This is a genomic window from Bradyrhizobium sp. MV1.5 (genome assembly GCF_055807615.1).
Genome location: NZ_JBVVPL010000024.1, coordinates 24,301 through 36,775, shown reverse-complemented (window position 1 = coordinate 36,775; position 12,475 = coordinate 24,301). Strand labels below are relative to the sequence as shown.

9 protein-coding genes are annotated in these 12,475 nt (G+C 65.1%); 1 reads left to right on the top strand and 8 read right to left on the bottom strand.

Annotation, left to right across the window (positions count from 1 at the left end):
• Positions 1-27: 27 nt before the first annotated feature.
• From garD to AC0L2J_RS21835, 8 genes are all read right to left on the bottom strand, one after another.
• Positions 28-1,569, bottom strand: coding sequence for a galactarate dehydratase (gene garD, locus AC0L2J_RS21870; RefSeq protein ID WP_007612382.1), 1,542 nt, complete (start codon positions 1,567-1,569; stop codon positions 28-30).
• A gap of 118 nt (positions 1,570-1,687) precedes the next feature.
• On the bottom strand, positions 1,688-3,136 hold the full coding sequence (locus AC0L2J_RS21865) for an aldehyde dehydrogenase family protein (protein ID WP_063995691.1): 1,449 nt from the start codon (positions 3,134-3,136) through the stop codon (positions 1,688-1,690).
• Positions 3,137-3,153: 17 nt separating this feature from the next.
• Complete coding sequence (gene gudD, locus AC0L2J_RS21860) at positions 3,154-4,497, bottom strand: glucarate dehydratase (RefSeq protein WP_473394170.1); 1,344 nt, start codon at positions 4,495-4,497, stop codon at positions 3,154-3,156.
• A 24-nt stretch (positions 4,498-4,521) separates the two neighbouring features.
• Entirely contained in the window at positions 4,522-5,466 is a 945-nt protein-coding gene (gene kdgD / locus AC0L2J_RS21855) for a 5-dehydro-4-deoxyglucarate dehydratase (RefSeq protein ID WP_007612378.1), read from the bottom strand.
• Positions 5,467-5,590: 124 nt separating this feature from the next.
• Positions 5,591-6,496 carry a LysR family transcriptional regulator gene (locus AC0L2J_RS21850; RefSeq protein WP_007602059.1) on the bottom strand — a complete coding sequence of 302 codons (906 nt, stop codon included), beginning with the start codon at positions 6,494-6,496 and terminating at the stop codon, positions 5,591-5,593.
• Positions 6,497-6,618: 122 nt separating this feature from the next.
• A complete protein-coding gene (locus AC0L2J_RS21845) occupies positions 6,619-7,959 on the bottom strand; it encodes an MFS transporter (protein WP_473394166.1) in 1,341 nt (446 codons plus the stop codon).
• A gap of 298 nt (positions 7,960-8,257) precedes the next feature.
• Positions 8,258-10,210, bottom strand: a complete 1,953-nt coding sequence (locus AC0L2J_RS21840; protein WP_473394162.1) for an SGNH/GDSL hydrolase family protein — start codon at positions 10,208-10,210, stop codon at positions 8,258-8,260.
• A 154-nt stretch (positions 10,211-10,364) separates the two neighbouring features.
• Positions 10,365-11,447 (bottom strand): lysylphosphatidylglycerol synthase transmembrane domain-containing protein, encoded by a 1,083-nt coding sequence (locus AC0L2J_RS21835; protein WP_007612366.1) that lies wholly within the window; start codon positions 11,445-11,447, stop codon positions 10,365-10,367.
• Positions 11,448-11,863: 416 nt separating this feature from the next.
• Between AC0L2J_RS21835 and AC0L2J_RS21830 the strand changes: the two genes are divergently transcribed.
• Positions 11,864-12,370: a YciE/YciF ferroxidase family protein gene (locus AC0L2J_RS21830; protein ID WP_473394158.1), complete on the top strand. Its 507-nt coding sequence runs from the start codon at positions 11,864-11,866 to the stop codon at positions 12,368-12,370.
• The last annotated feature ends 105 nt before the right edge of the window (positions 12,371-12,475 follow it).

Sequence of the window (12,475 nt, the reverse complement as noted above, 5' to 3'; positions counted from 1 at the left end):
CGGCGCGGCAGTGTCCGCGCGCAGCGGTCAGGTCACGGGCGCCGGATTGAACAGCGTCAAATCGTTGTGGATGCCCCAGCGATCCGACCAGGGCTGCGTGCGGCCGGAGGCGACATCGAGGATCAGGCGGAACAGGTCCCAGCCGGTCTCCTCGATGGTCTTCTCGCCGGTGGCGATGCCGCCGGCATCGAAATCGATCAGGTCCTTCCAGCGTCGGGCCAGCTCGGTCCGGGTAGCGACCTTGATCACGGGCGCAGCCGCAAGGCCGTAGGGCGTGCCGCGGCCGGTGGTGAACACCTGCAGCGTCATGCCGGAGGCGAGCTGGAGCGTGCCGCAGATGAAGTCGGATGCCGGCGTCGCCGCAAACAGCATGCCCTTCTGCGTCGCCTTCTCGCCGGGCGAGAGCACGCCGGTGATCGCGGACGAGCCGGACTTGACGATCGAGCCGAGCGACTTCTCGACGATGTTCGCAAGCCCGCCCTTCTTGTTGCCCGGCGTGGTGTTGGCGCTGCGGTCCGCGCCGCCGCGGGCCAGATAGGAATCATACCAGGCCATCTCGCGGACCAAAGCGCGGCCGACGTCCTCGTTGATGGCGCGTCGCGTGAGCAGCTGGATCGCGTCGCGCACTTCGGTGACTTCCGAGAACATTACGGTGGCGCCGGCGCGCACCAGCAGGTCGGCGGCGAAGCCGACGGCGGGATTGGCAGTGACGCCGGAGAAGGCGTCGCTGCCGCCGCATTGCAGGCCGATGACGAGATCGGCGGCCGGGCAGGTCTCGCGGGTGCGCGTGTTGAGGATCTTCAGGCGGGCTTCGGCCTGGGTCATGATGGCGTCGACGATGGCGCCAAAACCGTCGAAGGCTTCGTCCTGCATGCGCACGATGGCGTTGCTGACGCCTTCCGGCACCAGACGCTCGGGCGCGAGCTTTTCGCATCCCAAGCTGATGACCAGGATCTCGCCGCCGAAATTCGGGTTCTGCGCGATGTTTTGCAGCGTGCGGATCGGAATCACGGCATCAGGCGCGTTGATGGCGACGCCACAGCCATACGCATGCGTCAGCGGCACGACGTCGTCGACATTCGGATATTTCGGCAGCAGCTCGGCGCGGATGCGCTTCACCGCGTATTCCATCGTGCCCTTGACGCATTGCACGGAGGAGGAGATGCCGAGGATGTTCTTGGTGCCGACCGAGCCGTCGGAATTGCGAAAGCCTTCGAACGTGAAACCTTCGAGCGGCGGCAGCGGCGCGGGAACGGCGGTCGAGATTTCGAGCTTGTCGAGGGCAGGGGCCTCCGGCATGCGGATGCGCGCTTCGTCCACCCATTCGCCGGCCAGGATCGGCGCGAGCGCATGACCGATCACCTCGCCGTAGCGGATGATCGGGGCGTCCTGCGGGATGTCGACCAGCGCCGTCTTGTGGCCTTGTGGCACGAAGGCGCGCAGCGTCAGCCCGCTGGCGAAGCGGGAGCCGGCGGGAAGCCCGAAATCATTGACAACGATCGCGACGTTGTCGCGCTCGTTGAGCTTGATGTAGCGGGGCTGCTCTTTCGCTGCGACTGACTGGTCCATGGACGGACTCCGAAGTGTAGGGTGGGTTAGCGCAGCGTAACCCACCACCGTCTGCATCCGTCGAACCACAAGAGGTGGGTTACGCTGCGCTAACCCACCCTACGACACCTACGATCCATCAACCGGGATAGGTATAGGCAGTCTTCACCGTGGTGTAGAACTCGCGGGCATAGGAGCCCTGCTCGCGGGCGCCGTAGCTCGAGCCCTTCCGGCCGCCGAACGGCACGTGATAGTCGACGCCGGCCGTCGGCAGATTGACCATCACCATGCCGGACTCGCTGTTGCGCTTGTAGTGCGAGGCGTATTTCAGGCTGGTGGTGCAGATGCCGGAGGCGAGGCCGAACTCGGTGTCGTTGGAGATCGCGAGCGCCTCCTCGTAGTTCTTGGCGCGAATGACGGTCGCCACCGGGCCGAAGATTTCTTCGCGCGCGATCCGCATGTTGTTGTTGGCTTCCGTGAACAGCGCCGGCTGCAGGTAGTGGCCGGGCGTTTCGCGCTTGAGCAGCTCGCCACCCCATGCGAGCTTGGCACCCTCGTCCTGACCGATCTTGATGTAGCGCAGGTCCTGGTCGAGCTGGCTCTGGTCGACCACCGGGCCGATATGCACGCCGGCCTTGAGCGCGTCGTCCACCGTGAGGCCTTTGAGGCGCTCGGTCACCGCCGCAACGAAACGGTCGTGAATACCTTCGGTGACGATCAGGCGCGAGGAGGCGGTGCAGCGCTGGCCGGTCGAGAAATAGGCGCCGTTAACGGCGACTTCGACGGCAGTCTTGAGATCGGCGTCGTCGAGCACGACCAGCGGGTTCTTGCCGCCCATCTCGAGCTGGAATTTCTTCATGTTGCTCGAGGTCACGCAGGCCTGCGCGATCTTGCGGCCGGTCTGCACCGAGCCGGTGAAGGTGATCGCGGCGACGTCGGGATGCTCGATCAGGGTCTGGCCGACCACCGAGCCGGAACCGACCACGAGGTTGAACACGCCGGCGGGAACGCCGGAACGGGTGATGATCTCGGACAGCGCATGCGCCGAACCCGGCACCAGCTCGGCCGGCTTGAACACCACGGTGTTGCCATAGCAGAGCGCCGGGGCGATCTTCCAGGCGGGGATCGCGATCGGGAAATTCCAGGGCGTGATCATGCCGACGACGCCCATCGGCTCACGGGTGAGCTCGACGTCGATGCCGGGACGAACTGACGCACCCTTTTCGCCGATCATGCGCAGCGCCTCGCCGGCGAAGAACGCAAAAATCTGGCCGGCGCGGGCGACCTCGCCGATACCCTCGGGCAGGGTCTTGCCTTCCTCGCGGGCGAGCAGGCGGCCGAGCTCTTCCTTGCGGGCGATGATCTCGAGCGAAATCTTGTTCAGCGCGTCATAACGCGCCTGCGGCGTCGACTGCGCCCAGGCGGGAAAAGCGGCCTTGGCGGCTGCGATCGCCTTCTCGGTCTGCGCCTTGTCGGCCTTGGCGTATTCGCCGACGAGATCATTGGTGTTGGAGGGATTGATGTTCTTGGTGACGGCGGAGCCATCGACCCATTCGCCGCCGATGAAGTTCTTCAGGATCGCAGTCATAGCTTCCTCCAGAGTTTTTAACGAACCAGGCAGGGACGCTTGTCGTCGAAGGTCCAGCCGGGGATCAGGTCCTGCATGGCAATAGCGTCATCGCGGGCGCCGAGTCCATGCTGCTTGTAGAGGTCATGCGCGGCTTCGATGGCGGCCCTGTCGATTTCGATACCCAGGCCCGGCCTATCCGGCACGGCGATCTTGCCGGCCCTGATCTGGAGCGGCTCCTTCGTCAGGGCCTGGCCGTCCTGCCAGATCCAATGCGTGTCGATCGCGGTGACCTTGCCGGGGGCGGCGGCGCCGACATGGGTGAACATGGCGAGCGAGATGTCGAAATGGTTGTTGGAGTGCGAACCCCAGGTCAGGCCGTTGTCGCGGCAGGTCTGAGCCACGCGCACCGAGCCTTGCATGGTCCAGAAATGGGGATCGGCCAGCGGAATGTCCACCGCGCCGAGGCGCAGCGCGTGGGACAATTGCCGCCAATCGGTCGCGATCATGTTGGTCGCGGTCGGCAGGCCCGTTGCACGGCGGAACTCGGCCATGATCTCACGGCCGGAGAAGCCGCCTTCGGCACCGCAGGGGTCCTCGGCATAGGCGAGGATGCCGTGCATGTCCTTGCAGAGGCTGACGGCCTCGTCGAGCGACCATGCGCCGTTCGGGTCCAGGGTCACGCGCGCATCCGGAAAGCGCTTGGCGATCGCGGTGACGGCCTCGATCTCCTGCTCGCCGCGCAGCACGCCGCCCTTGAGCTTGAAATCGGCGAAGCCGTAATGGTCGTGGGTGGCTTCCGCGAGCCGCACCACGGTTTCCGGCGTCATGGCCTGCTGATGGCGGAGGTTGAACCACTCGGGCTTGCCGGTCTCGCCGGTGACGTAGTCGAGCTTGCTTTTGCTGATGTCGCCGACGAAGAAGAGATAGCCCAGTGTCTCGACGCTGTTGCGCTGCTGACCCTCGCCGAGCAGGGCTGCGACCGGCAGGTTGAGATGCTGGCCGAGCAAATCGAGCAGCGCCGACTCCACGGCCGTGACGGCGTGGATCATGACGCGGAGATCGAAAGTCTGCTTGCCGCGGCCGGCGGCATCGCGATCGGCGAAGGCGGTCCTGATATCGGCGAGGATGTTGTTCATCGCGCCGACGGTCTTGCCGATCACGAGATCACGGGCGTCCTGCAGCGTCTGCCAGATCTTCTGTCCGCCAGGGACCTCGCCGACGCCGGTGTGGCCGGCATTGTCGGTGAGGATGACGATGTTGCGGGTGAAGAACGGCGCATGCGCGCCGCTCAGATTGAGGAGCATGCTGTCACGGCCTGCGACCGGGATCACCTGCATCGCGGTGACGACCGGTGCGCCGGTGATCTCGGTCTTGGCCATCGAAGGCTCCTCCCTGTGTCGCTGTTATTCTGCAGCCTGTTGTGACGATCGGATGGCGGGCAGATTCTTCACCAGCGCCGCGACCTCCGCGATCTCCTGCTCGGTGAGATCGGTCAACGGCGGGCGGACGGGGCCGGAATCGCGGCCGATCACCTTCATGCCGGCCTTGATGATCGAGACCGCATAGCCCTTCTTGCGGTTGCGGATCGCGATCAGCGGCAGGATGAAGTCCTTCAGACCGGCGTGGATCTGCGCGTGGTCGCGCTTGCGCACGGCGGCGTAGAAGTTGGTGGCGAATTCCGGAACGAAGTTGAACACCGCCGAGGAGTAGGTCGTCACGCCCATGTCGAGATACGGCAGCGCGAAGGTCTCCGCGGTCGGCAAGCCGCCGATATAGGTCAGGCGGTCGCCGAGCTTGGTGTAGACGCGGGTCATCAGCTCGATGTCGCCGATGCCGTCCTTGTAGCCGACGAGGTTCGGGCAGCGCTCGGCGAGGCGGGCGAGCGTATCGGGCTGGAGGATGGCGTTGTCGCGGTTGTAGACGATGACGCCGATCTTCACGGAGGCGCAGATCGCTTCCACGTGGGCAGCAAGGCCGTCCTGCTCGGCATGGGTGAGATAGGGCGGCAGCAGCAACAGGCCGTCGGCGCCGGCCTTCTCCGCGCCGATCGCGATCTCGCGCGCGGTGGCGGTGCCGTATCCGGTGCCGGCGAGCACGGGCACGCGGCCCTTGGTCTCGTCGACGGCGATCTTGACGACCTGCGGAACCTCGGCCGCCGTCAGCGAGAAGAACTCGCCGGTGCCGCCGGCGGCGAACAGGCCTGCGACGTCATAGCCGCACAGCCAGTCCATGTTGGCGCGGTAGGTCGCCTCGTCGAAGGAGTAATCCGCCTTGAACGGCGTGACGGGGAAGGACAGGAGGCCGGATCCGATCTTCTGGGCCATTTCCTGCGGGGTCATCTTGCTCATGGGCGCTGCTCCCTGATCTCGTGTTGTGGAGGACGCAAAGGCTGCGCGTCCATGCGCCGTGGTTTAGGAGACCGTTCGATGCGGGTCCAAGCCAAAGCCTATATCGACCTATGCGAAATCAGCATCAATCTTCCATCACCTCCGCCGAGGACAATTCGCTCGCGATTTTGACGAGCGCCGACAGCAGCGGGTTCTCGTCGTCGCGGCGCCAGACCATGAACAGCTCGACCGGGACGCGCGTGCGCAGCTTCAGCGGCCGCAGGCGGACGTCCGCGATCTTCAGGCTCGCTGCCGCCGCCGGCACGATGGCGAGGCCGAGGCCGGCGCGCACCATGGCTAGGATCGAGTGGATCTGGCTCAGGTGCTGGACATAGCGCGGCAGGATGTCGGCGCGGGTGAACAGCGCCACCAGCACGTCGTGAAAGTAGCGGCTCTCATAGGGCGAATACATCACGAAGGGCTGGTTGTCGAAATCCTTGATCGTGACGCTCTCGGCATTCGCCAGCGGATGCTTTTTCGGGATCGCGGCGAGCAGGGGCTCGGCGACGACGCGGCGGCTGGCGATTTCGGGGCGCGCGATCGGTGGCCTGAGCAGGCCGGCATCGATCTGGCCCGATGTCAGCGCCTCGAACTGGTCGCCCGACACCATCTCCTTCAGTGAGAAGTCCACCTCGGGCAGCTTGGCGCGGCAGGCGGCGACGAGCTCGGGGAGGAAGCCGTAGGCGGCGGCCGCGGTGAAGCCGATCTTCAGCGAGCCGGACTTGCCGAGCGCGATACGGCGGGCGACCTGCGAGGCGCTTTCCGCAAGCTTCAGGATGCGCCGCGCTTCCGGCAGGAAGCTGCGCCCGGCAGGCGTCAGGCGCACCGACCGGCTGGTACGCTCCAGCAGCGGCGCATCGATGATGTGCTCGAGCACCTGGATCTGCCGAGACAGCGGCGGCTGGGTCATGTTCAGCCGCGCGGCGGCGCGGCCGAAATGCAATTCCTCCGCCACGGTGACGAAACAGCGGAGCTGGTTGAGGTCGAACATCGATACATGCCTTAGATGGATAAGGCGTTTCCCCGGCGCTTCTAGCATCGATTACTCCCAAAACAAAGACGGCGGCCGTGAAGCCGCCGTTAAGTTGCCTGGTCAAGCTCCCATGGGAGCCCTCAGGAGGAACGTTTGAGCACCACGCGCTCGATCTTGCCCACGACCACGAGATAGGCGAATGCGGCCACCAGCGCATTGGCGCCCACGAATATCAGCGCGCCGTTGAACGAGCCGGTCGCGGCCAGGATGTAGCCGATCACGATCGGGGTGCTGATCGAGGAGAGATTGCCGAAGGTGTTGAACAGGCCGCCCGAGACACCGCCGGCTTCCTTCGGCGAGGTGTCGGAGACGACAGCCCAGCCGAGCGCGCCGATGCCCTTGCCGAAGAAGGCGAGCGCCATGAATCCGACCACCAGTGCCTGGCCGTCGACATAGTTGCAGGCCACGATCGACATCGACAGCAGCATGCCGCCGACGATCGGGACCTTGCGTGCCATGGTCAACGAGCCGGTCTTGCGCAGGATCGCGTCGGAGATGACGCCGCCCAGCACGCCGCCGATGAAGCCGCACAGCGCCGGCAGCGTCGCGACGAAGCCGGCTTGCAGGATCGACAGGCCGCGCTCCTTGACGAGGTAGACCGGAAACCAGGTCAGGAAGAAATAGGTCAGCGTGTTGATGCAGTACTGGCCGAGATAGACGCCGAGCATCATGCGGTTGGAGAGCAGCTGGCGGATGTGGTCCCACCCGGGGCCGGCCTCGGCCGCGCGCTCTTCCTTGGGCGCGTCGAGATCGACCAGCGCGCCGCCGTCCTTGATGTAGTCGAACTCGGCCTCGTTGATGCCGGGATGCTCCTTCGGGCCATAGATCGTCTTGATCCAGACCAGGCCCATGATGATTCCGAGCGCGCCCATCACGAAGAACACGTAGCGCCAGCCGTAATCATGCGCGATCCAGCCCATCAACGGGGCGAAGATCACGGTGGCGAAATACTGTCCGGAATTGAAGAAGGCGGACGCGGTGCCGCGCTCGTTGCTCGGAAACCAGGCCGCCACGATGCGAGCATTGGCGGGGAACGAGGGCGCTTCGGCGATACCGACGAGGAAGCGCAGGCCGAACAGCACGGTGATCGCGGTGCCGGCGCTGAAGAATCCGACCCAGCCCTGCATCGTCGTGAACAGCGACCAGACGATGATGCTGAAGGCATAGACGAGGCGGGAGCCGTAGCGGTCGAGCAGCCAGCCGCCCGGCACCTGCGCGATCACGTAGGACCATCCGAACGCCGAGAAGATGTAGCCCATCGCGACCGGATCGAGGTGCAGCTCCTTGGAGAGCGCGGGGCCCGCGATCGACAGCGTGGCGCGGTCGGCATAATTGACGGTCGTGACCAGGAACAACATGGTCACGATGAACAGCCTGACGCGAGACCTTCTCACGTCCGCTGCGGACATCACTGCGCTCATGACGCGCCTCCTTAGAACTCGAAACGTTTCCCCACCGCGACTCCTAGAGGTGCGCGCGGCAAAGTGTCCAAGTTCAAGGCAGTATCGATCGATGCCGCTTTTGGATTGATGGAACGGCAGTGGGAGGAACGATTGAGGTGATGGCGAACCCGATTGCACCACGCACGCCGTTGTCATTTCCCGCGAAGGCGGGAAATCCAGTACGCCGTGACGTCTCGATTCAATCACGTCTGTCACGGAGTACTGGATCGCCCGCCTGCGCGGGCGATGACAGCGTGCGGGTAGAGGCTGCGCGCGTCTACTGTTGCGCGCCCGGCAGCAGCGGTGCGAGCAGCCCGCGTGTCACCCCCGGCGGTGCCGCATCCAGCCCCAGCACGGCGCTTGCGGCCGGCAGCGCCGCGTCCGCCATCGCGGCGTGGCCTTCGGCGCTCGGATGCACGGCGCCGCCATAGACGGCGGAGAGGACGCCCCAGGTCGCGTCGTGGATGTCGGTCGGCTGGCTCGCCGCCGGCAAGCCTTGCGGATAGGTCATCGCAGCGAAATAGCTGTCATTGGCGTCGCGGATCCAGCGCGCGCGCGGCAAATAGGCGCGGAATTCGGAGGCACCGCGGCCGCACAGCATCGGCTGGCTCGCCGCGCTCACGATGTCGGGATTGAAGCTCTGGCCGTTCTCGGCAAAGCAGGTGCGGTCGAATTCGGGATCGTTGCCCGAATGGGCGCAGAAGCCGTGATCGGCGAACGCCGCCTGATGCGAATCCACGAAGGTCATGCGGTCGGCCTCGGGATCGCGGCAAAGTGCACCGCGGGTGCAGGTGGCGAGCCCCTTCAGCTGCGGCAGGAATTCGGTGTCGACGAAGGTCGAGACGCGGGCGAGGCGCTGCGGATCGGCGTTGAAGGCGGGATGGATGTCGAAGCCAGCGCGGCCGCCGCGACAGGGCACGCCACCATCGGCGAGCGCTGGGTTGGCGTAGGAGACGTAGACCACGTGCGAGAGGTCGCCGCCGACCAGCGGCTTCAGCGCCTCGCGCAGCTTGACGAAGTTCTGCGGCAGCTCGCGCGCCAGCGCATCGCGGGAATCATCGACGCTCGCCATCACGCCGGAGCGGCGGAATATCGCGCGCTCGGTTGAGGTCTCGACGATCACGTCGGCGACGAGGCCCGAGAAATAGACGTCGTTGGCGCCGACCGAGAGCAGCACGAGGTCGAGCGTGCGCTCGGGTTGGCGCTTCCTGGCGGCGGTGAGCGCCTCGCGCAGCTCGGCGACTTGCGCGTTCACGCTGGTGTTGCAGACGCCGGTCTTGCCGGGCGGGCATTCGCGGGCGCGCTGCGAGCCGAGCAGCCCGTCGCTAATGCTGGCGCCGGTGCAGGCGAGCGGCAAAAAGGTCACCGCGACGTGGGTGTAGCGTACCGCGAGCGCCAGCGCGGTGCGCGCCTGGTAGCTGTAGAGCGATCGGTGACAAGGCGAGTTGAACCAGAGCGCGCTATAGCGTTGCCAGTTGGCAAGCGTATCCGGCGCTTCGCAGGCGCGGCCGCCCTTGAAGCCGGCGCGGCTCGGCCGGTAATACTGCGCGCCGGCGGTGCCCAGATAGGAGCGGAAGCAAAAACCTTCGTCCGACAGTGCCAGCGGCCGGTCCGGATTGCCTTCGCCCGAGGCGATGCTGTCTCCGAGGCCAGCGACGAAGATGTCCCGGACCTGGATCTCGGTCTGGACCCGCTGGGTCGGATCGGAGCCGGAGGAGACGTCGACGCTGGCGACCGTCTGCTTGCCGTAGCGGACCCGCAGATTGACCGGCTCGGCGCAGTCGAATGTGGATTGTTGCGGCCCATCGCCGTCGTCGAACGACCAGGCGCAGGTGGCGCCGACCGGCACTGCGCCGGCGAGGCGCACGGTGACGGGATGGTCGAGGGGGGTGAGGTAATTTTCCTTCGTGTTGTCGCGGGTGCAGGGCTGGTTGACCCGGCCCTGGAGGTCGATGCAGAGCCGGTTGACCATGTTTCGGGCCCAGCCGCGGCCCTCGCTCTGGAGCTCCAGCGATTGCTCGGCGGCGAGGATGCTGCGGTTACGCGCGTTCTCGACATGGAGCAGGAAGTCGCGCTCTTCGCGGAACAGCCGGAAGCGGTTGCGCACCTCCCAGCTGATCTGCAGAGCGCCGGCGTCCTGCGCGGCCGCCTGCTCCGGCGGCAGGGCGGTGAGGAGCCCGGCGAGCAGCAGGGCACCGGCGAGCAAACGGCGAAGGGATACAGGGATCATGGCCCGCGTCTTCAACGGCAAAGTTGAGGCGGAAATAAGAGAGCTGCTCTCCGCCTGCAACATTGGTCTGACGGTTTTGCCGGCCGCCGTCTAGCGGACTATCGTTGGAGCATGATCCTCTCGGAAATCCGCTTCGCACTTTTCCGGATCATGCTCAGCGTTTGCTGGCCTGCCGCAGCGACCGCTCGCGCTCCATCGCTGCCACCTGCTTGGGCAGGTTGGCCTGCGCGCAGGCCTCCGCCAGCCGTCGGCGCTCCTGCCAGGGCTCCACCACATTCATCCAGAGCTCGCGTGTGCCCATGATGGAGATGGCCAGTCCGAACGGGATCACGAAATAGAGGATGCGGAAGACGAGGAGCGTGGCCAGAAGCTGTTCGCGGCCGAATTCGGGCAGCGCCACCAGCATGGCGGCGTCGAACACGCCGAGCGAGCCGGGGGCGTGGCTGGCGAAGCCGAGCAAAGTCGCCAAAATGAACACCACGGAGAGCGACAGGAAGTCGATCTGCGGAGTGGCCGGCACCAGAAGGTACATCGCCAGCGCGCAGAATCCGAGATCGACGACGCCGATCAGGATCTGCACCAGCGTCAGCGGCGCTGACGGCAGTACCACCTTCCAGCCCTTTTGGCCGAGCTCGCGGCGCTTCTCGCCCATGCACAGCCAGACCAGATAGGCGCCGATCGAGGCGAGGCCGCCGATCGCAATCAGCCGGTTGATCGACGATGGCAGCTGATCCATGTAGGAGGCGGCATCCGGATGGATCGTCATTCCGATCGAGAGCACGAAGATGTTACCGAGCCAGAAGGTCAGGCCCGACAGGAAGCAGATTTTTGCGACGTCTATCGCATTCAGCCCGTAATCCGAATAGATCCGAAAGCGGATCGCGCCGCCGGTGAAGACGGTGGCGCCGATATTGTGGCCGATCGAATAGGACGTGAAGCTGGAGAGCGCTGCGATGCGATAGGGCACGTGCTTCTTGCCGATCGTTCGCAGTGCAAAAAAGTCGTAGAAGGTCAGCGTACAGAACGCGAAGCATACGCAGATCGCCGCGAGCCCGATATTACCGCGGGGGATCTCGGTCAATGCGGTCAGGATGACCCCGGTGTCGATGCCCTTCAGGGTCCGCACCAGCGTGGTGATCGCGAACGCAATGATGAAGACGCTCGCCGCGACGCCGAGTCGCCGCCAGCCGATCCATCTCTTGAAGCCGCGCTTCAGCGCGGTCAGCAGTCCGTGCATTCATCCTCCCGGCGGGGGGCAAGACCGACCAGGCCAGACATTGGCCGGTCGGATGCGATCAGTGCCCGATGTGGGCTTGGATCGCTAGGCATGATGTAGCTCATTTAAGGCAAAAACAGTAACTTGTGCAGCCCTTGACAAGGATAGGTTCTGGCTTGGACCAGCCACTTTGTCATACGCGGTTCACATCGGACGCGCGTTAAGCATATGAGTCGTGGGACTGGTCGCGTCCGTCCGTGACATGATTTCAGGTCCTGCACGGCCGGCATTGTTCCAGCGCAAGGGATGCGGGCTTTTTTGGAACGACGATGCCGCGCGCTGGTTAGTGCCCCATCAGCAATCGAACATGGCGGAATAACCGGCTTCTCCTGCAAGCCGGTGCCTCCGTGTTCCCACAACCCGAGAGGATCGGACCGATGGGATTGTTCACAAAAGACATCAAAACCATGAACGACCTGTTCGTGCATCAGCTCCAGGACATCTATTACGCCGAGCAGCAGCTCACCAAGGCTCTGCCGAAAATGGCGGATAAGGCGACCGATCCGCAGCTGAAGCAGGGCTTTTTGACGCACCTCGAAGAAACCAGGGAGCACGTCAAGCGTCTCGAGGAAGTGTTCAAGATGCACGGTGCGCAGGTAAAGGCGGTCGATTGCCCCGCGATCGACGGCATCATCGAGGAAGCCGACGAGACCGCCGGCGAAGTCGCCGACAAGGCGGTGCTCGACGCCGCGCTGATCAACGCGGCACAGGCGGCGGAGCATTACGAGATCGTCCGTTACGGCAGCCTGATCGCCTGGGCCAAGCAACTCGGCCGCAGCGACTGCGCCAGCGTGCTCGCCAAGACGCTCGAGGAGGAGAAGGCCACCGACAAAAAGCTGACCACGATCGCCGAGAGCAAGGTGAACCTGCGCGCGGCCAGCTAGGGCGAGGCGTAGCCAGGATCAGGATAGAGCGTCGGGGGGGGCAACCCCCCGCCCCGCGACAATAGGGCCAAACCGCCCCCACCAAAAAAAGATACGATTGGGTTA